19 protein-coding genes are annotated in these 19,986 nt (G+C 57.9%); 4 read left to right on the top strand and 15 right to left on the bottom strand.

Annotated elements, in window-relative coordinates:
- Together ACR0IY_RS12780 and ACR0IY_RS12775 are read right to left on the bottom strand one after the other, a co-directional pair.
- Window positions 1-2,016 carry an acetate--CoA ligase family protein gene (locus ACR0IY_RS12780; protein ID WP_480673831.1) on the bottom strand — a complete coding sequence of 672 codons (2,016 nt, stop codon included), beginning with the start codon at window positions 2,014-2,016 and terminating at the stop codon, window positions 1-3.
- Between the two features lie 2 nt (window positions 2,017-2,018).
- The gene (locus ACR0IY_RS12775; RefSeq protein WP_480673829.1) at window positions 2,019-3,179 is read right to left on the bottom strand and encodes an acyl-CoA dehydrogenase family protein; all 1,161 of its coding nucleotides are present in this window, start codon (window positions 3,177-3,179) and stop codon (window positions 2,019-2,021) included.
- Between the two features lie 97 nt (window positions 3,180-3,276).
- Here ACR0IY_RS12775 and ACR0IY_RS12770 point away from each other — a divergent pair, with 97 nt between their 5' ends.
- Together ACR0IY_RS12770 and ACR0IY_RS12765 are read left to right on the top strand one after the other, a co-directional pair.
- Window positions 3,277-4,194, top strand: a complete 918-nt coding sequence (locus ACR0IY_RS12770) for a GlxA family transcriptional regulator (RefSeq protein ID WP_480673827.1) — start codon at window positions 3,277-3,279, stop codon at window positions 4,192-4,194.
- A gap of 97 nt (window positions 4,195-4,291) precedes the next feature.
- Window positions 4,292-5,326 (top strand): NADP-dependent oxidoreductase, encoded by a 1,035-nt coding sequence (locus tag ACR0IY_RS12765; RefSeq protein WP_480673825.1) that lies wholly within the window; start codon window positions 4,292-4,294, stop codon window positions 5,324-5,326.
- 70 nt (window positions 5,327-5,396) lie between these two features.
- Here ACR0IY_RS12765 and ACR0IY_RS12760 read toward each other — a convergent pair whose 3' ends face one another.
- From ACR0IY_RS12760 to napF, 8 genes are read right to left on the bottom strand one after another with little or no spacing between them, the layout of a single operon-like run.
- A complete protein-coding gene (locus tag ACR0IY_RS12760; protein ID WP_480673823.1) occupies window positions 5,397-5,654 on the bottom strand; it encodes a hypothetical protein in 258 nt (85 codons plus the stop codon).
- A gap of 13 nt (window positions 5,655-5,667) precedes the next feature.
- On the bottom strand, window positions 5,668-6,369 hold the full coding sequence (locus ACR0IY_RS12755; RefSeq protein ID WP_480673821.1) for a NapC/NirT family cytochrome c: 702 nt from the start codon (window positions 6,367-6,369) through the stop codon (window positions 5,668-5,670).
- Window positions 6,370-6,398: 29 nt separating this feature from the next.
- Window positions 6,399-6,836 carry a nitrate reductase cytochrome c-type subunit gene (locus ACR0IY_RS12750; protein ID WP_480673820.1) on the bottom strand — a complete coding sequence of 146 codons (438 nt, stop codon included), beginning with the start codon at window positions 6,834-6,836 and terminating at the stop codon, window positions 6,399-6,401.
- Window positions 6,837-6,848: 12 nt separating this feature from the next.
- Window positions 6,849-7,766: a quinol dehydrogenase ferredoxin subunit NapH gene (gene napH / locus ACR0IY_RS12745; protein WP_480673819.1), complete on the bottom strand. Its 918-nt coding sequence runs from the start codon at window positions 7,764-7,766 to the stop codon at window positions 6,849-6,851.
- The gene (napG, locus tag ACR0IY_RS12740; protein ID WP_480673817.1) at window positions 7,763-8,581 is read right to left on the bottom strand and encodes a ferredoxin-type protein NapG; all 819 of its coding nucleotides are present in this window, start codon (window positions 8,579-8,581) and stop codon (window positions 7,763-7,765) included. Before napG ends, napH begins: the two co-directional genes overlap by 4 nt.
- Before the next feature lie 27 nt (window positions 8,582-8,608).
- On the bottom strand, window positions 8,609-11,113 hold the full coding sequence (gene napA, locus ACR0IY_RS12735; RefSeq protein ID WP_480673815.1) for a nitrate reductase catalytic subunit NapA: 2,505 nt from the start codon (window positions 11,111-11,113) through the stop codon (window positions 8,609-8,611).
- Window positions 11,110-11,403, bottom strand: coding sequence for a chaperone NapD (locus tag ACR0IY_RS12730; RefSeq protein WP_480673813.1), 294 nt, complete (start codon window positions 11,401-11,403; stop codon window positions 11,110-11,112). The genes napA and ACR0IY_RS12730 overlap by 4 nt, the downstream gene beginning before the upstream one ends.
- Entirely contained in the window at window positions 11,400-11,915 is a 516-nt protein-coding gene (gene napF / locus ACR0IY_RS12725) for a ferredoxin-type protein NapF (RefSeq protein WP_480673811.1), read from the bottom strand. The genes ACR0IY_RS12730 and napF overlap by 4 nt, the downstream gene beginning before the upstream one ends.
- 452 nt (window positions 11,916-12,367) lie before the next feature.
- On the opposite strand from napF, the gene ACR0IY_RS12720 reads away from it, so the two are divergent.
- Both ACR0IY_RS12720 and ACR0IY_RS12715 read left to right on the top strand, forming a co-directional pair.
- Window positions 12,368-13,762 (top strand): bifunctional enoyl-CoA hydratase/phosphate acetyltransferase, encoded by a 1,395-nt coding sequence (locus ACR0IY_RS12720; RefSeq protein WP_480673809.1) that lies wholly within the window; start codon window positions 12,368-12,370, stop codon window positions 13,760-13,762.
- Window positions 13,755-14,927 carry an acetate/propionate family kinase gene (locus tag ACR0IY_RS12715; RefSeq protein ID WP_480673807.1) on the top strand — a complete coding sequence of 391 codons (1,173 nt, stop codon included), beginning with the start codon at window positions 13,755-13,757 and terminating at the stop codon, window positions 14,925-14,927. Before ACR0IY_RS12720 ends, ACR0IY_RS12715 begins: the two co-directional genes overlap by 8 nt.
- 3 nt (window positions 14,928-14,930) lie before the next feature.
- On the opposite strand, the gene ACR0IY_RS12710 is transcribed toward ACR0IY_RS12715, so the two are convergent.
- The 5 genes from ACR0IY_RS12710 to ACR0IY_RS12690 form a co-directional block, all read right to left on the bottom strand.
- Window positions 14,931-15,404 (bottom strand): hypothetical protein, encoded by a 474-nt coding sequence (locus tag ACR0IY_RS12710; protein WP_480673805.1) that lies wholly within the window; start codon window positions 15,402-15,404, stop codon window positions 14,931-14,933.
- A gap of 10 nt (window positions 15,405-15,414) precedes the next feature.
- Window positions 15,415-15,672: a hypothetical protein gene (locus ACR0IY_RS12705; protein ID WP_480673803.1), complete on the bottom strand. Its 258-nt coding sequence runs from the start codon at window positions 15,670-15,672 to the stop codon at window positions 15,415-15,417.
- Window positions 15,673-15,788: 116 nt separating this feature from the next.
- Window positions 15,789-16,460: a D-lyxose/D-mannose family sugar isomerase gene (locus ACR0IY_RS12700; protein ID WP_480673801.1), complete on the bottom strand. Its 672-nt coding sequence runs from the start codon at window positions 16,458-16,460 to the stop codon at window positions 15,789-15,791.
- Between the two features lie 16 nt (window positions 16,461-16,476).
- Window positions 16,477-17,403, bottom strand: a complete 927-nt coding sequence (locus tag ACR0IY_RS12695) for a carbohydrate kinase family protein (protein WP_480673799.1) — start codon at window positions 17,401-17,403, stop codon at window positions 16,477-16,479.
- A gap of 39 nt (window positions 17,404-17,442) precedes the next feature.
- On the bottom strand, window positions 17,443-19,710 hold the full coding sequence (locus ACR0IY_RS12690; protein WP_480673797.1) for a family 1 glycosylhydrolase: 2,268 nt from the start codon (window positions 19,708-19,710) through the stop codon (window positions 17,443-17,445).
- Between the last annotated feature and the right edge of the window lie 276 nt (window positions 19,711-19,986).

The following is a 19,986-nucleotide window of genomic DNA, read 5'->3' as shown; positions in this document are numbered from 1 at the left end:
TCAGGCCTTTCTGATGAGGGCGTCCACTGCCACAGCCCTGTCCGGCGTGCAGAGGAGCGGATTGATTTCGACCTCGCCGAGCGTGTCAGCGTTCTTCACGACATAGGCCTGAACTGCCTGAATTGCATCGACTATCGCATCCATATCAGCCGCTGGCTGGCCACGATAGCCCACCAACAGCGGAGCGATTTTGAGCTGGCCAAGTGCCGCGCGAATGTCTTTGGCCGTGCTAGGTACAAGCAGAGAAACCGTGTCTCGCAGTATTTCGGTCAAAACACCGCCCGCGCCGAGTGTCAGAACAAAGCCATGAGCAGGGTCGCGAACCACGCCAACCAGTAACTCGGCAACTGTTCCGGTTATCATCTCTTCGATCAGGATCTCTTCGGTGCCAATATCGGCCGCTACCTTGGAAATGTCAGACGCTTCTACACCAAGGCGCACGGCAGCATGTTCCGACTTATGAGCCAGTCCAACTCCCTTGACGGCGAACGGCCCCTGCATGCCCTGCGCTGAGGTACATGCCGCGTCAGTCACCGAAACGGTGCAATTTTGCGGAATGCGCAGACCATGGGCTGCCAGTTCCTGTTTGGACGCGCTTTCGGTCAGCGTCTTGGTCGCTTCTGCCCCACCCGGCAGGCACACGGGTTCAGTTGCAGGTGCCGCGACTTGATGTGCGGCGCGGGCGGCAGAAAGGGCTTCACGCAACCCCATCAAAGGGACGACACCGCCAGCCATCAGCTCTAATGCTGCGTGTTCGGGCAAAAGCTCAGGGAGAGTCGAGGCAATAGCAAATCGCGCGCCGGTTTCGGCGCGGACGTTCAATGCGGCACGAGTTGCACAAGCCCAGTCCGTAGCATCGGTCGTCGGGTAATCAACGATGGACAGAGTCAGGTCGATGTCATCTCCGGTCATTCCCGCCCAGGCTCGTGTCATCGCGTCTGCGTCGCGCCAGATGTAAGTGTGGTAGTCCAGCGGATTGTTCAAAGCGACCATAGGGCCGAGCGCGGCGCGCAGATTTTCTTTTTTGTCGTTGGTCAGGCGAGGAAAGGTCAGTCCGGTACCAACAGCCATATCGGCAATCAGGCTGGCTTCGCCTCCTGAGCAACTGATCGAAGCGAGGCTGGGGCCCGGCAGTGGCCCAAAGCAGTGCAGCAGTTTAAGCGTTTCCAGAAAGTCGGGCAAAGCGGACAAGCGTGGGATGCCAAGACGATCCAGCAGCGCCTGCGCCCCTGCATCGCTGCCCGCCAGAGACGCGGTGTGAGAAACAGTTGCCGCCTGCGCATGTTCAGACGCACCGACCTTGAGTGCAACCAGAGGGATACCTTTGGCATGCGCCTTGGCGGCCAGCGCTTCCCACTCGCGAATATTCTTGAACCCTTCGACATGAAGCCCAACTGCGGTTACGCGCGGATCGTCGAGCAGAGCCGAGGCAATCTCGGCCTGGCCGGTCTGCGCCATGTTTCCGCAGGCCACCATATAGGCAATCGGCAAAGCGCGTTTCTGCATGGTCAGGTTGATCGAGATATTCGAGCTTTGGGTCAGGATCGCGACACCCTTTTCGATCGGAGTCGCGCCGTGCTGATCGGGCCACAGCAATGCCCCGTCCAGCGCGTTGATAAAGCCATAGCAGTTCGGACCCAAAATGGGCATCTCGCCTGCAGCTGCAACCAGCTGGTCCTGAAGGTCGCCCCCGGTGTCGTCTTCTGCCACGGCTTCGGAAAAGCCGGAGGCAAAGCACACGGCCCCGCCTGCACCCATGCCGCACATGGCCTGAACCGCCTCGATCGTAGCGTGTCGGTTTATCCCGATGAATGCTGCGTCGGGGGCCGCGGGCAGGTCTTCGAGGCGGGCAAAAGCCGCGTGCCCGGCGATTTCATTTGCTTTGGGATGTACCGGCCAGATGTGGCCAGCATAGCCCATGCGTTCCGATTGCAAGATGACCTGCTGACACCATGCTCCTCCGCCAACGACGGCGATGCTTTTGGGGCGCAGCAGCCGAGTAAGATCCTTGGTCATTGTCAAGCACCCAGCGGGCGCAGCAGATCGCGGCTGATAATGTGACGCTGAATTTCGCTGGTGCCGTCCCAGATGCGTTCGACCCGGGCATCGCGCCAGAACCGTTCGATTGGGAAGTCATCCATCAAACCCATACCGCCAAATATTTGCAAGGTGGTGTCAGTGACCCGCGCCAGTGCCTCGGACGCATACAGTTTAGCCGAGGCGATCTCGCGGTTGGAAGGCAGGTTCTGATCCAACCGCCAGGCCGCCGCCAGGGTTAGCCAATCGGCGGCATCAATCTCGGTGATCATATCGGCAATCTGAAAGCTGACGCCCTGAAACTTGCCGATAGGTTGGCCGAACTGTTTGCGTTCAGCCGCGTAGTTCAACGCATAGTCAAAGCATCGTCTGGCCCGCCCCACGCTGAAGGCCGCCACTGTCAGGCGGGTGGCATAAAGCCATTCGTTCATCACGGCAAAGCCGCCATCTACCTCGCCCAGCACCTGCGCGTCAGGCAGGCGGCAATTGTCGAAATAGAGAATGTAGTTCTTGTAGCCCTTGTGGCTGACCGAGTTATAGCCCTCTCGCACCTCAAAACCCGGCGTGCCACGATCCACCAAGAAGGTCGTGATCCGTTTTTTCGGCCCTTTGGGTGTTTCGTCCACGCCGGTTGCGATGAAAACGATGAAGAAATCCGCATGCTCCGCGCCCGAGATGAAGTGCTTTGAGCCGTTGACGACCCAGTCACCGCTATCCCGTACGGCCTGACATTTCATGCCGCGCACATCCGACCCCGCATCAGGTTCGGTCATCGCCAGCGCGTCCATCTTTTCGCCGCGCACAGCGGGTAGCAGGTACCGTTCACGCTGTTCGTCATTGCAGGCCATAAGAATGTTCTGGGGACGGCCAAAGAAATGGGTCAGGGCCATAGAGCCGCGGCCCAATTCGCGCTCGACCAAAGTGAAATCGAGATGAGACAGCCCTGCGCCGCCGACCTCTTCGGGGAAGTTACACGCATAAAACCCAAGGTCGATGCATTTTTGCTTGATCTCTTCGCCCAGTTCTTTCGGAACGGTGCCACTTCGTTCCACTGCGGCTTCATGTGGGTAGATTTCGTTTTCAACGAAGCTGCGAACAGTTGAAACGATCATTTCCTGTTCATCTGACAGACCAAACTGCATGGCGCGTTTTCCTCGGTTGGTGGTTGACGAATGAAACGCTTCGGGCGATGTTCGCGGTGTGCAGAGTTAGCCCATAATCATGCGGGATTAGAAAAAATTGACTCATCGCTATAATATCCTGCTGTTCGATGGGTTCTCGAACCACTGCCTCGCCAATCTGGTTGAACCGCTTAGGGCGGCCAATACCCTGGCGCGGCAGACGCTGTATATTTGGCGTTTCACTTCTCTGGACGGGACTTGCGTTCAAAGCTCCAGCGGACTTGTGGTTACACCACATGGTGCACTGGCGGATCAGAGCGGCGATGTTCTAGTAGTAATGCCGTCTTACGGGTATCTGAAACTGGATAATCGCACCACCATCCGTGCCCTTCTTTCAGCATCCAAAAAACATGTGCAACTGGCTGGGTTGGATACGGGCAGCTGGCTGCTGGCCAGTGCCGGATTGCTGGATGATCATCGTGCCACGATCCACTGGGATGAACTATCCCGCTTTGAAGAGGCGTTTCCTACGGTGGACGCAGTGCAGGAACGGTTCGTGATAGACGGAAACCGACTGACGTGTTCGGGGGCGATGGCGGCGTTTGACCTGGCTTCAGCGTTGCTCCGGCGAGATCATGGACCGCTGTTGGCGATGGAAGTTGCGCATCTGCTGATGAGCCGGGGAGGCGCTGAACATTATGCCCTGCCGTTGAAATCCGAAGATTCTCTGGTCAACCGTGCACTGGCTGTCATGCAGGGAAATTTGGAAACCCCTCTGTCGATCAAAGAGGTCGCACGCAAAATCGGATGCTCGCAGAAGAAGATTGAGATGCGTGTTCAGACCGAGCTGAAGACCACGCCGCAGGCACTTTACCGGCGAATGCGTCTGAATCTGGCGCGTAAACTGGCGGAAGAAACCGAACAATCCATCGCGGAAATTGCCAGCCGATGCGGTTATGAAAATGCCAGTGCCATGACCCGCGCTTTTAAAGCAGAATTTGGAAAGACCCCAAGCGCGTTTCGGAGTAGTGACTGAATTACGCGCCGGAAGGAATGCCTGTATTCGCTTGTTATCTCTTCCGTGGTTCGCGAAGAATGCACCTAAATCAAACCTTATTCAAAGGATACTGGTTATGCCCCAAGCTTCCGATATCAATCGTCAGATCGTCCTGAACGAGCGTCCCAAAGGTCAGCCGGATGCAAACACGTTGCGTATGACCACGACCGAAGTTCCAACTCCCGGACAGGGTGAAATGCTGGTGCGCACGGTCTATCTGTCGTTGGACCCATATATGCGTGGCCGGATGAATGACGCCAAATCATACGCTGAGCCCGTCGCGATCGGCGAGGTCATGACTGCACAGGTCGTTGGTCAGGTTGTGACGTCGAATTTAGAAGGGTTTGAGGTCGGTGATTACGTTTTGTCTGGTAGCGGGTGGCAAGATTACGCAATCTCGGACGGGACCGAGGTAATGAGCCTCGGAAAGGCGCCCAAGAACCCATCCTGGTCTTTGGGTGTATTGGGGATGCCAGGCTATACCGCCTACGCCGGCCTGTTAAAGATCGGAGAGCCAAAACCGGGCGAAACCGTTGTTGTCGCGGCCGCCGCCGGACCGGTGGGTGCAACCGTTGGACAAATTGCAAGGCTCAAAGGATGTCGGGTTGTGGGCGTTGCAGGCGGTGCCGAGAAATGCGCGCATGTGGTCGAAAATCTTGGTTTTGACGCCTGTATCGATCACCGGGCAGTGGATTTTGCCAAGCAGTTGAAGAATGCCTGCCCACAAGGGATAGATGTCTATTTTGAAAATGTCGGCGGACAGGTCCTATATGCGGTGTTGCCGTTGCTCAATCCCTTTGCCCGAATACCGGTGTGCGGCATCGTTGCCTGGTACAATCTGCCGGGTCTGCCCGATGGGCCTGATATGGGACCGGCGATCATGGGCACCTTGCTGCGTATGAAAGTGAAGATGCAAGGATTCATCATTTTCGACAGTTTCCCGAGCTCGGTTTACAAAGAATTCAGGCGGGAGATGACGGGATGGATCGCCGACGGTTCGGTCCAATACAAGGAACACATGGTCGACGGGCTGGAAAATGCCCCAGAGGCTTTGTACCAGCTGCTCGGCGGTGGAAATTTTGGAAAAATGGTCGTGAACGTGGGGGCGTGATCTCGTGGCCCCAAAAAACTTGATCACCCGGCGATGTACGCTGGGTGATCTTGATCCAAGGGTCCACAGGTCAGACCGTGGCGCCTTTTATACGGATAAGAGATCCGACAGAACCGGCGCACAATCCGATGACGACAGCGATCAGCATGTCAAGCGCACCGAAGTTTGAAAAACTCCAATGGGCAAAGACCAGCGTCGACAATACGCCGACCACACCGCCCATCAATGCACCGAGCCACACGCGTCGGGTCATCATTCCCAGCGCAAGTCCCAGTACCCCCGGCAGGCTGATGATGTTGGCCCCGATTGTTCCCAGTAGTTCCAGCATATCTCGCCCCTTTTCAGTCTGCCTGTGTGGTCAGATATGACCGGATTTCTTCACTGCCATCCGCCACCCGCTGCTGCAACGACCCGTTGGCTTCGCTGGCCAGTTTCTCGGTAACACTCTGGTACTCTTCAAGATATCCCGGTGGCAGGCTGTGTGCTATGCCCTGGTGGCAATCGATACAAGTCATGTTGTTGTCGATTGCACGCTGGTGCTCGGACGCCGCACGCGCTTCCTGAATGGTGAAATCCATATAGTCGAAGTTATGGCAGTTGCGGCATTCGCGGCTGTCCGACGCTTTCATCTTTTTCCAGACCGCCGAAGCCATGCTCAGCCGATGTTCTTCATACTTTTCGGGTGTGCTGATAGTGCCCGCAAGCTCGTGATAGACATCCTTAACCGCCATGATCTTGGCTTTGATCTTATAGTTCCATTCATGTGGTACGTGACAGTCCGAACAGATCGCCCGCACGCCAGAGTGGTTGTTGTAGTGGATCGTCTCGCGATATTCGCCGAGGTTGGTTTCCATCGTGTGGCACGAAGTGCAGAATTCCTCGGTATTGGTCAGTTCTAAGGTCCAGTGGAATCCACCCCAGAACAGGATGCCGGCCAGAAAGCCTGCCAGAACCAGAAACCCTGAGCTGAACGCCACTGCGGGTGTCCAGATCCAGTTCCAGATGCGGCCAATCCAACCGCGTTTTTCGGGGGAGTCTGCCATCTCGGTGCTCCTTTCAGACGTGCGTTGGATTAGTTGTTGTGCGAGGGTTCAAATACGTTGTCGACCAACGCGGGTGCATCTGCCTGTGGCACGTGGCACTGGTTGCAGAAATAACGGGTTCCAGCGATGTGATCCAGTTCGCGGCCTTCGCGGTCCAGATAGTGGGTCATCGACAAGGTTGGTGCGTTGCGATCGCCCGCCTTGGTCCAGTCGTGGCAGGAAAGGCACTGATTGGTGCGCGTGTCGATTTGGTACTGTTCGACCGAGTGCGGGATCAGCGGTGGCTGCTGCCGGTAATTGCGGACCAGACGTCCCTCGACGGTCTTGTGGATTTCATCAACGGGGATGGCCGCATCCACTTCGGCCCCGCGCAGGGTTTCCACCTGGACTGATTGCGCAAGAGCGAACCCGCTCAGGAGCACAACGGGGATCAGGGCGGCGACGCCGGTCAGGATTGGCTTGTTCATCTTGGCACTCCCTTAAATAGGTCTGGCTGCGCGCGGTTCAGGCGCGGAAACTGGATCGGAAGGTGCGGCGACATGGTCGTCGAACCGGTGGGTAAACTTGAAAACATCCTCGGCGCAGACGTCGATACAGCGGCCGCAATTGGTGCAGTCGGGCGACAGGATCAGCGGCGTGGTGCCTGGCTGGCCCTTGAGCGCGGGGGATATGATCTGATTTTCGGGGCAGACCGCGTAACAGTCCATGCAGTCGTCACAGGCGGCCCGGTTCACGGCGCTGACCCGGAGCAGGCTTTTACGACTGATAAGGCCATAAAACGCGCCAACTGGGCAGATGTGGCCGCACCACCCGTGGCGGGCAACGAAAAGGTCGAAAATAAAGATTGCAGTGACCATTGCCCAGATGGAGCCCGCTCCGAAAATCAGTCCTCGGTGCAGCATGGTGATCGGATTGACCAATTCCCAAGCGATCACGCCGGTCAGCCCCGATACAACCAGCACCATCGCCAGGATCCACAAGCGGGTGCTGCGTTTGGGCTGCCAGCCTTTCGGCATGTTCAGCCGACGGTGTAGCCAGTTCGCGGCATCGGTTACGGGGTTGATTGGGCACACCCAGGAACAATAGACGCGGCCTCCGATCAGGGCATAGACGAGCAAAACGATCAGCGCGCCAATCAGTGCGGTTAGTTCGGGCCAGTGACCGGCGACGATGCTTTGAAGCAAAATGAACGGGTCGGTCAGCGGTAGCACACCAAGGGTCAGCGATCCGGCCAGCGTGCCCTGCACAATCCAGATTCCAAACCACGGACCCAACAGGAACAGAACCAGAAAGAACAACTGGCTGGCCCGGCGCAACAGCAGAAAGCGATGCGCGGCAATCCAGCCTTTGGCCTCAATCGCTTCGTGGCCGATACCGATATGCACGCGGGCGCTCATTGTCCGGCCCCCGGTAACTCATAGCCCGGAGCAAACCCGCCGGACGTTGACAGATTGTCCGTTCCCGGCCCCGGCAGGCGATCGGGAAGGTCGACGATGCCGTCGACAAGAGGGCCTCCATGCGCCTCTTTTTCCTCCCAGCCTTTGCGATAGTGATCGGCTGCACTGACGCGCGCCAATCTGGCGGGTAGAACCTTGATTGCCGATTCCGGTAGCACACAGCTTTTTTCGCACACACCGCAGCCGGTACAATGATCTGCATGCACGGTCGGGATGAACATCGCATGATTGCCCGTGCGGGCGTTATGCGCGGTTTCCAGTGTGATCGCCTCGTCGATAACAGGGCAGACGCGATAGCAGACATCGCATCGAAGGCCGAGGAAGTTCAGGCAGTTTTCCTGATCGACCAGAACTGCGACACCCATTCTAGCATCGTCAATGTTGTCCAAACCGGGGTCCAGTGCGCCTGTGGGGCAGGCGGCGACACAGGGAATATCCTCGCACATCTCACAGGGGATGTCCCGAGCGGTGAAGTAAGGCGTGCCGGTTGCCGCTGCATCCGAACCAAGCTCAGCCAGTTTTAAAGTGTCGTAAGGGCAGTCCCGCACGCATAACCCGCAGCGGATGCAGGCGGACAAGAACTCGTCCTCCGGCAAAGCTCCGGGCGGGCGCAATGCCTCGGCCGGCAATGCGCGGGCATCACGAGCCAGCCAGGCTAGCAATGACCCGGCGACCACGCAGCCGCCTGCCGCGCGCGCCGAATCCTGCAGGAAACGGCGCCGTTGCGGCGAGAGGGGTGTACCGGCGAAGGGCATGGGAACTACCTTTGCGATCCGTGCCGGTTACGCGCGCTCGACCTTGCAGGCGCACTTTTTAAAGTCGGTCTCTTTCGAGATCGGGTCGGTCGCATCCAGAGTCAGCTTGTTGATCAACTGCCCTTCGTCAAACCATGGCACGAACACCACCCCACGCGGTGGTTTGTTGCGGCCCCGGGTTTCGACCCGCGATTGCATCTCGCCCCGCTTCGAAGAAATTGTGACTTCCTGTCCCCGGCGCAGACCCCGGTCATCGGCATCCTGCGGGTGCATATAAACCACGGCAGATGGGAACGCGCGGTGCAATTCCGGCACGCGGCGGGTCATCGAGCCTGAATGCCAGTGTTCCAGCACGCGGCCCGTTACCAGCCAGAGGTCGAATTCCTCATTTGGAACCTCGGCAGGGATTTCGAACGGCGCGAAGATAATATTCGCCTTGCCGTCCTCTTTGCCATAGAACCGAACCTCTTCGCCCTCTTTCACATAGCTGTCATAGCCTTCGCGGAAGCGGTACAGTGTCTCTTTGCCGTCCACGACCGGCCAGCGCAGACCGCGGGCCTTGTGATAGGTGTCGAACGGGGCCAGATCGTGGCCATGGCCTCGGCCGAAATAGGCATATTCTTCGAACAGGCCCTTCTGGACATAATAGCCGAAATGGTTCGCTTCGTCGTTGGCAAAGCCCTCGGCGGTTTCCTCCAGCGGGTATTTGTTGACTTTGCCGTTCTCGAACAACACCTCGTAGATGGTCTTGCCGCGCAGCTCGGGTTTCTGCGCCAACAGCTCTTCGGGCCAGAGTTCGTCAACGGTAAAACGCTTGGAAAACTCCATCAGTTGCCAAAGGTCCGATTTGGCCTCGCCCGGAGCATTCACTTGCTGCCGCCAGAATTGGGTGCGGCGTTCCGCGTTGCCATAGGCCCCTTCTTTCTCCACCCACATGGCGGTGGGCAGGATCAGGTCGGCGGATACAGCGGTAACCGTCGGATAGGGGTCGGATACGACGATGAAGTTCTCCGGGTTGCGATAGCCGGGATAGCCCTCCTCATTAATGTTGGGTGCGGCCTGCATGTTGTTGTTGCACATCACCCAATAGGCGTTGAGTTCGCCATCCTTTAGCTTCCGGTTCTGCAAAACGGCGTGATAGCCGGGCTTGGGCGGGATGGTGCCTTTCGGAATTTCCCAAAAGCTTTCGCAGATATCGCGGTGCTTTTCGTTCATCACCACCATGTCGGCAGGCAAACGGTGCGCGAATGTGCCGACCTCACGCGCTGTGCCGCAGGCCGAAGGCTGTCCGGTCAGCGAGAAGGGTGAGTTGCCGGGTTCCGAGATTTTTCCGGTCAGAAGATGCACGTTGTACATCAATGAGTTGACCCATGTGCCACGCGTATGCTGGTTGAACCCCATAGTCCACAGCGACATGACCTTGCGGTTCGGGTCGGCATATTGCTTGGCCAGGCGTTCCAGTTTTTCCGCTGGTACGCCCGAAAGTTCGGAGGCGTATTCAAGCGTGTAATCGGATACGAAGTCTTTGTACTCCTCGAACGAGATTTTTTCGATCTTGCCATGGTTGCCCGAGTGTGCGGGGTTGGCTGCCGCCTGTTCCAGCTCATGTTCGGGGCGCAGACCGTACCCGATGTCGGTAGCGGTCTTGGTGAAATTGGTGTGCTTGTCCACAAAGTCCCAGTTCACCGCATCATTCTCGATGATGTAGTTGGCGATATAGTTCAGGATCGCCAGGTCGGCTTGCGGAGTGAAGACCATGCCATTGTCGGCCAACTCGAACGAGCGGTGCTCAAACGTTGACAGAACATGCACTTCGCATCCCGGTTTGGTCAGGCGAGTATCGGTCAGGCGCGACCACAGGATCGGGTGCATCTCGGCCATGTTCGATCCCCACAGAACGAAGGTATCGGCGGCCTCAAGGTCATCATAACAGCCCATCGGCTCGTCGATACCGAAGGTCCGCATAAAGCCGGTTACGGCCGAGGCCATGCAGTGGCGCGCGTTGGGGTCGATATTGTTCGAGCGGAACCCGGCCTTCATCATCTTGGCAGCGGCATAGCCTTCCCAGACCGTCCACTGACCCGAGCCGAACATGCCCACGCTGGTCGGGCCTTTTTTGGCCAGCGCCTCTTTCCATTTGGCGGCCATGACATCAAAGGCTTCGTCCCAGCTGACCGGTTCGAATTCACCGTTCTTGTCGTATTCCCCATTGGTCTTGCGCAACAGCGGGGTGGTCAGGCGGTCCTTGCCATACATGATCTTGGATAGGAAATAGCCTTTGATGCAGTTCAGGCCCCGGTTCACCGGCGCATCCGGGTCCCCTTGCGTGGCGACGACGCGCCCTTCCTTGGTGCCGACCAGCACGGAACAACCGGTCCCGCAGAACCGGCATGGGGCCTTGTCCCAGCGGATATCAGGTATGCCGATCTGTGCGTTGGCCTGACCGGTGGCCAGAGGAATGCCTGCGGCAGACGCGGTCGCTGCGGCGGCTGAAGCCTTGAGAAATGTCCGGCGAGATTCTGATGTAGTCATAGCGTGGGCCTCCGGCTGGTGGTTTGGCTTGGGGCATCGGGGTGCGGAGTGTTTTCCGCGAGATCCTCGAAATGGTGATAAGTCAGTGTCAGCGAGATCACCCCGGGGATCTGGTGCAGATCCATGATGATCTCGGACGCAAGGCGTTCGGGCGTATCTTCGACCACAACGACAATGCGGCCATCTTCGGACTGGGCGTGTACTTCGACACCCGAGGTGTCGCGCATCGTCTGGGCCGCGGCTTCGGCCTTTTCAGGTACGATATGTGCAAGGCAACCGCAGATGTTCATAGGCTCGCTTCCTGTTGAGATGTAGGGCTGCGTTCAAGGGAGACGGCATCCACGGGGCACAATGCTGTACACCCGCCGCAACCCGTACAGGCGTCAGTTTCAAGCGAGGGTTCAGCCCGTCCCCCCGGCTGCAGCCGGAACCGAATGGCGTTCTGTTCGCAATTGTCCTGACAAATACGACAGCTGACGCCGCTCACGGACAGACAGGACGCGCCCTGGATCGATGCGCGCCAGGGCCATTCGGACAGGCGGTCGATGTTCAGGGCATCCGTCGGGCACGACATGGCGCAGTCGCCGCAGAACGTGCAGGGGTTGTCACTGGGCTGAAAAACCGGGAAACCGTCACGCCCGATGGTGATGACATCTTCGGGGCAGACATCGGCGCAGTCGCCGCATTTGGTGCAGTGCTCCAGAAAGCCGGGCGCAATTGAGCCTGGCGGGCGGACAATACTACTGTCTTCCCGTAACAAACTGGCGTTCAAAAACGCGCGTCGGCTGGTTAGTTGGCTCATGTGGCTATGAACTGTTCGCGTGTGATTCCCTGTCTAGGTTTTCTGAATACCGGGTTCGCCAAATAGGTATTTTGATCCAGATCATTATTCAGGCTCTTATTCACTAGGCACTTTACCTTTGCGATACCCGAGCACGTGCCTTCGAGACCGGGACGCAACTTTTTAGCAGCGATTGGTTTCCAACCGTAACACGAATTAAATTAAATGCATATGACGCCTAAAATGGGAAACTGTTCCTTTTAATCGCTGAGCTACAACGCAAAAAAATCGCGCCTATAAACGGAGGCTCTGCCTGGGTAAGGTGTACCTATTCAGGCTTTTCAGAAGAACGCCTTGAAATCTAGAACTGAGCCGTCACGTGCCATTACGAAAAGCCTCAACTTGCAGATGCCCATCAGAACATCCATACCCAGTGGTTAATAGGTGGTTGCTGAGTATAGGGCTAAGTTACGATGAAAGTGCAGGAAAACCGCACATTTGCGCAGGTGTCAGTCGGTGACGAAGCTCAGGTGACGCGCTTGTGCACCGTAGATGATCTCTATGCCTTTGCGTCGGCTTCCGGTGATCATAACCCGTTGCATCTGGCAAATTATGATGGGGACGGCGACGGTTCCACCGAGGCAGTGGCACCAGCATTGTGGCCCGCCGGGGTGATCGCGGCAGTTTTAGGCAATGTCCTTCCCGGCGCGGGTACACAGACCCGCCGGGCGAACCTGTCTTTCCATATTCCAGTCGTTGCAGGCGATGAGGTGACTGCCACTGTCACGGTGATGGAAAAACGTGACGACGGCGATCTGTTATGCTTCACCGAAGTCCACCGGGTCAGCGACAATGCACTGATCCTCAGCGGAGAGGTGCAGGTGACGCCTCCTGCCAAACACCTGTCGTTCGACTCGGTTGAAGTCCCAGGTCTGATTGTGCAGCGCCATCGCCATTTTGATGCGTTGATTGAACGGGCCGCGCTGCTGGAGCCGCTGCCGACGGCAATCGTGGCACCGGAAGACCCGAACTCGCTGGGCGGTGCGTTATTGGGACAGGCCAAGGGGATTATCACACCGATCCTTCTGGGCGATCCTGACAAGATCACCGCCGCATCTGCAGAGTTGGGAGCTGATCTTTCGAAGATTGAAATCATAGAAGTGCGCGGCTACGAAAAGGCCGCTCACCGCGCGGTCGATCTTGTGGTCGAAGGCACGGCGCGGGCGCTGATGAAGGGGCATCTGCACACCGAGGATTTGCTGCGTGCGGTTCTGCGCCGGGAAAAGGGCTTGCGGACGGGGCGGCGTCTGTCGCATGTTTTCGTGATGGACGTGCCAGGGTTTTCGCGACCCATTATGGTGACGGATGCAGCCGTCAACATTGCACCGGACCTTGAGACCAAGGCCGACATCGTACAGAACGCTATCCATCTGGCGCATTCCCTAGGGATTGAAATGCCAAAGGTTGGGGTGTTGTCGGCGGTCGAGACGATAAACCCGCATATGCCATCTTCGGTTGATGCCGCGTTGCTGTCGAAAATGGCCGAACGGGGCCAGATTACTGGCGGACTGGTCGATGGCCCTCTGGCTATGGACAACGCGATTGATATGAAAGCGGCGCGCACCAAGGGGATCACTTCGGAAGTAGCGGGGGCAGCAGATATTCTGGTGGCTCCGAACATCGAGGCGGGAAATATGGTGGCGAAACAACTGACTTACATGTCCCACGCAGAGGCCGCGGGCCTCGTGTTGGGAGCGGCGGCACCCATCATTTTGACATCGCGGGCGGATGATGATGCATCGCGGCTGGCGTCCTGTGCAGTAGCGGCCCTTCACGCGCAGGCAAACAAAGGTAAAATCCATGGTTGATCACGTTCTGGCACTGAATGCCGGATCTTCTTCTCTGAAATTCGGGCTTTACGAGCTGATCGACGGTACCCGCCCCAGTATGCGCTGGCACGGTCAGATCGAGCGTTTGGGGGATGCGCCGCGCCTGCTGGCGGAATCCGCAGGAGGGCGTTCGATTAACCAACCTCTGACTGATGCCCGCAGCCACGACGAGGCCATCCACGCCTTTCTGGACATGACCCGCGAATACCTGCCGGACATACGCATCCGCGCCATCGGCCACCGCGTCGTGCACGGCGGAACAATCTATTCAGAGCCCGTACGCATCGATGAAAAAGTCCTGGATACTCTGGCCGGTTTCATCCCATTCGCGCCGTTACATCAGCCCTACAGTCTGGCTGGCATCCGGGCCGCAAGCGATGCATTTCCGGGTACGGTTCAGGTGGCCTGTTTCGACACCGCCTTCCACCGCACGCACCCTTGGGTGAATGACACCTTCGCCCTGCCTCAGCGCTATTACGACAAAGGTGTGCGCCGCTATGGGTTCCACGGGCTGAGCTATGATTACATAACGCAAAAGCTCAAAGAAATCGCGCCCAGCCTCTACGAAGGTCGGGTCGTTATTGCGCATCTGGGCAATGGCGCGTCGATGTGTGCGGTATCGGGCGGGCGGGCCGTGGCCTCGACCATGGGATTTTCGGCGCTGGACGGGTTGCCAATGGGCACCCGTAGCGGCCAGCTTGATCCGGGCGTTGTGCTTTACATGATGCAACAGGAAGGCATGAGTGCGGATGACATCGCTGAGATGCTCTATCGCAAATCCGGTCTGCTAGGTCTGTCGGGCATGTCCTCGGACATGCGTACCTTGCTGGCGGCCGAAACGCCTGAGGCGCGCAAGGCTATCGACTATTATGTGTTTCGTATCCGTCGCGAACTTGGCGCTCTGTCGGCCGCGTTGGAAGGGATCGACGCATTGGTCTTTACCGGTGGGATCGGCGAGAACTCGGCCCAGATACGACAGCGGGTCTGCGATGGGATGCGCTGGATCGGGATTGAGATGGACCACAACAGAAATGCCGATAACGGCACGGTCCTGTCGACTGATTTCAGCCGAGTCCGCATTCTGGCAATCCCCACGAATGAAGAGATGGTGATTGCCCGCGCGGCGGCTCGATTGGCGCAATAGATGTTATTGTTCCGGTTTGTCTTTCCGGCGACGGGCGTATCTCAGCAGGGTGCTCAGGATCGCGCTGATCACGTCGGGCGTCAGCGCACCAAGCGGGTCGCGCCGGATGCCCGTCACAGTATTTCGCGCCTCAGACAGGGTGTCTTTGACTTCTGTTTCGATGTCCAGCAGGGCCATATCGCGCAGCTCAACCGCCGCTGTTGTATCGGCCTGTGCGTTCTGGGTGTTGGCCAGTAGTGCAAGGATCAGGGCCAGCAGCAGGTTGGCCCCGGCCATGATCAGGGCAGCCAGAGGTTTTGACAACGCGGCGGACAGCCAGAAAAAACCGGCGACGTTCAGCATGATGACCGCCAGTCCGACAGCCAGACCCGCTGCGGCGTAGAACCCGGTGCGCCGGGCAGCTACTGCAACATGGCGTTGGGCAATCAATCGTTCGGCACGCAAGATGATCGAGATATTGCGGGAAATTCGGCTCATGATCTGCCTCCTACCGCGACCGGCCCAGCAGATAGCCAAGCGTAAAAATACCAAGTGCAAACAGGATCGGCCGTTTGTGGGGCAGATCTTCAAGTTCGGTCAGAGCTTCTTCCAGTTGCCCGGACCAGGTATCGATGTTTTCAGCGAGCTTATCAGCCATTGTGTCATGTGGCTTTGGCGGTGGTGTTTGCTGACTGGCCTCCGTCTGTTCGGCCAGTTGGCGGCGCAGGTCGGCGACCTGGGCTTCAAGCTCGGCTTTCGTGACCATTGGATAGGTCCTCTCGCAGTTGTTGTGCCCGCAGTGCGAGGTCTGCGACCCCACCCTATGCGTTGAGGACCATGTTAATGCTCTTTTCCGGTTTAAGAAAAGGGACTTATCATTTTTTAAGCGTAGTAGTCCGCGACCAGCAGAAAATCGGGCGGGACGTCTTCTTCGATGGTGGCAAACCGTGGGATCGGGTCTTCGAACACGTTATCGGTGCGGTCGTCATTGACGGTCGAGACCTCTCCGATCAGGCAATCGCCCTGTTCGGCCCAGAATGCATGCCAGATGCCCGGCATCAGGGTGACGCTTTGCCCCGGTTTGAGGCGCAGCAACTCGCCCGGCTGGATAGTGACCGGGCAGCCATCGCTGGGCACAATAACAGGATTTTCGCGATCAATACCGCCCTGCGCGTCCGAGGCGTAGATTTCCATCACCAGATCACCGCCGCCACGGTTGATGATGTCCTCGGCCTTTATGATATGGCGATGCATCGGTGACACCTGTTTTTCCCGCGAAACCAACAGCTTTTCCGCATATAGCATCCCCCGGCCATTGTTCAGGTCGCTGACATCACCGTTGCGCAAAGTGAACAGGAACAGGCCCAGTTCGTCGAACCGTCCCTGCCCGTAATCGGTGATGTCCCAACCCAGTCCACGTTTCCGAATACCCGCTGCCTGATCGCCGCGCATCAGTTCGGGGGACCAATTGGCGAAAGGTGGCAATACGGCACCAAAGGATCGGATGAACGCTTCGGCCTCGGTTTTGATGGCATTGATGTCTGATCGTTTCATTTAGCGGCCTTTTAACTCAAAGTTCGTGCGCCCAGGGCGGGTTCGCTCCGGCACGGGACACGGTGACGGCGGCAACGTCGGCACCTCTGCCAAGAGCCGCGCGCAGATGTTCAGGGGCCAGGGTCCGCAGGCCGGATTTGGTCAGGTGCCCGGCACGGTGCAGCGCATCCAGAACACCGGCATTGAACGTGTCGCCAGCGCCGACAGTATCGACCACTTTAACCTTTGGAACAGGGATCGAGACTTCCGACCCGTCCGCCAGATAACCCGATGCGCCGTCACTGCCCTTGGTTACAATGACCACAGCGGGCCCTGACCGTTGCAGAAGGGGAACTTTTGCTGCGATACTTTCCGGGCCGGGAATGATCCAATCCAGATCCTCGTCCGAGACTTTCACGACATCCGCCTGTGCGACCATCCGGTTCAGACGGGTGCGATAACGGGTTGGATCTTTGATGAAATCCGGCCGGATATTCGGATCAAGCATTACGGCACGGTCTGTACAATGTCGATTCAGCAGTTCGGCATAGGCGTCGGCGCAGGGTTCACAGGCCAGACTGATCCCTCCGAAATACAGCGCTGAGACGGCTGGCAGTTGGTCAGGCATATCCTCAGGGGTCAACATCCGCCCGGCCGAGTTTTCATCCATGAAGCTGTAGGTGGCGTGTCCTTCTTTCAGACGTACGAAGGCCAGCGTCGTGGGCCGGTCCGAGTAAATCACCCGGCTGGCATCTACATGGCTGGCGCGCAGAGCGTCGGTCAGTTGCTCACCGAACATGTCCGAGGACAAGCCCGTAAGGAGCCCGGCAGGGGCACCCAGCCGCCCAAGCGCGATGGCTGTGTTGAATACCGCACCACCGGCATGGGGCACGTACCCCAATTCACCCGAACCAGTCGGGGTTGCGATCATATCGATCAGGGCTTCACCGCAGCACAGGATCATGCCGTGGACCTTTCTGTTTCGTGGGATCAGGCGGTCAGTTTACCGCGCGAGCGCACTTTTACAGAAATTGTTAGCGCCAACAATGCCAAATTCGTCCTGTTCCGACACATAAAGGTTCATGGATCGCCTCAAATCACTGAAACGACCACCTGCGTTGAAGGCATCACGGAAGGTATCCTTGAACAGCCAGCGGTTTTTCTCGGCCACGCCGCCCACAAGGAACACTCCGCCCATTGGCATGAGAACCACAGCAAGATCCCCCATTATGGCACCCAAATGGGTGGTGAACATGTGCGCTGCTTTTTCGGCAACAGGGTCGGTCTGCGTGCGGGCGTCCTCCAGAATATCCTTGGCACTGCGCACCCGGGTTTCGGTTTGTCCGGCGGCCATTCCCGCGGCCTGATAGAGAATGGGCAACCCGGTTCCGCTGATGAACATCTCGGCCTCAAGCACCAGGGTATCGTCAAAGAAGCAATCCGGGGCAATATGGCGGGCAGCCCGGAAGATTTCGACCTCGTCTGTGTGGCGCGGTGACAGGCCGACATGCCCACCCTCGCCAGATGCGGTGTGATAGCGGCCTTCGGAATAAAGTAGTGCGCCTACACCCAGGCCAGTTCCCGGCCCGACCACCAATCGGGTGCCGGATGGCGGGGTTTGGGCCCCTTGCAGAACTTCGACATCGTCGCCGGTGATCTCGGCCACCGACCAGGCGGCGGCAGTGAAGTCGTTGATGACAAAGGTGTGCTGCGCACCGGTGGCCATTCCGATATCGGCCTCGGACAGGTCAAGCTGGGCATTCGTCAGGCGGATCGTTCCGTCTTTTACCGGCCCAGCCCCCGCAGCGACCACGGCACGCGGATCGGTGCCGATCTCGTCGCGTAGTGTGTGAAATGCTTCCAAAAGTTCGGGCAGGCTGCCGGTTGGGTATTTGCGCAGATCGGTCAATTTGCCGTCGGAAATCACACCCAACCGCGTATTGGTGCCGCCGATATCGGCCACAAGGTTCCAGTGTTCGTGCATAGCGCCAGCGGGTTGGGCCAATGGCAATGAAACCGCCCCGCCAGACAAGGCGGACTTAATCGCATTGAAAGATGCCTTTGGCCTGCGTTCCAGCGTGTCGAAGTCCACATCGACCAGACCAAAGCGTTTTTGATCGCTGCTGACCCCCTCGTAATTGTCCAGCAATGACCGGATGAAATACCCTTTGACCGGCACGCCGATTTGCAGTGCGTCGTGTACTGCCGTCAGATGGTGGTCGTGATAGTCGATCCGATCCTTATCGTGGTGAAGCTCTGGGCTGGCCATGCCGTTTTCGGTGACAAAGATTGGCAGGTCGCCAGTATAGTCCTGCTGGGTCTGGGCGAGAAAACGGGTGAGGACCCTGGGTTCGACTTCCCAACCCATTTGAGATTTTGGCAATGGATCGGCAACCTCTTTCAGACCGGGCCAAGCCGTGTCGGCGGGTGCGATCAGCTTGCGGGCATAGTAGTTCAGGCCACACCAGTCGACTGGTGCGCCGATGGTGCCGAAATCATCCTGCCAGCCGGTCGGCAGGTAGGGTGCTAGCCCCTCAAGGACGTCCTCGGGGTAGGCCTTTTTAAACACACCGCCCAGAAAGAACCGATTGTGGATACTGTCAAATAGATCACTGGCGCGGCGCGCCTCGGGCGAGTTGTCTGCGGGTTCGCCCCACTCAAGATCGAAAACAGCCCCAAGATTGGACATGCCCAACCCTCGCATCGCCTCGATTGCGCGTCCATGGGTCAGCAGAACGTGGTGCATTGCACGTGCCGTGGCGCGGATGTCGAGCAACCCGGGCAGGTGCTGCCCTTCGAAATGGCCGAGCCAGCTGACACAAAAGGGTGAGTTGATCGGGGCAACACTGTACATGCGATCGCCGATACGGCCCATTATGATTTCGGCAAACTCAGAAAACCAGCTGGCGATATCGCGATTTCGCCAGCCGCCCAGATCAGCCATCGGCGCTGGCAGTTCCCCGTTATAGAGCGTTGCGCAGGGGCGAATACCACGCTCCAGCAAAGCGTCGGCCAGTCGGTCGTAAAAATCCAACCCAGCATGATTTACCGGGCCGCGCCCTTCGGGAAGAACGCGCGCCCAACTGGTTGAAAACCGATAGCAATCGAACCCTGCCTCTTTCGCCAGATCAAAATCCTGCGAAAAGCGGTCAAGGTGGTCGCAGGCCAGATCGCCGTTATTGCCACTCTGCGCCTGCCCTTCAATCTGGTAGCCCGAAGTTGTGACACCAAAGAGAAAGTCTTTGGGGAAATCAGGGCGGGTATTCTTCATGATCAAAACCTGTTGCGGTCGGTGCTGTTTGCGCTACCAGTTACCAGTTCGGCTTCCGGTAATCTAGATTTACCGGATCATCCGGTGATCATCTTGCTCCGGACTGAGTTGTAGGCGCTATCGATCAACGCGCCGGCCTGGGCTGAAAGCCCGATTGCAAGGCGTGTAAATCTTCCGCAGAATTAACGTCTGTGTCTGGTGAAATCGCGAACTGGATATATGAAATCTGAAAACTGTCACTTTTGGACTGACAGAGCTGAAGGAAAGCTCTAGCCT

The sequence above is a fragment of the Ruegeria sp. BC1 genome, from assembly GCF_056539305.1.
This window is presented reverse-complemented; position numbering and strand designations above follow the sequence as displayed.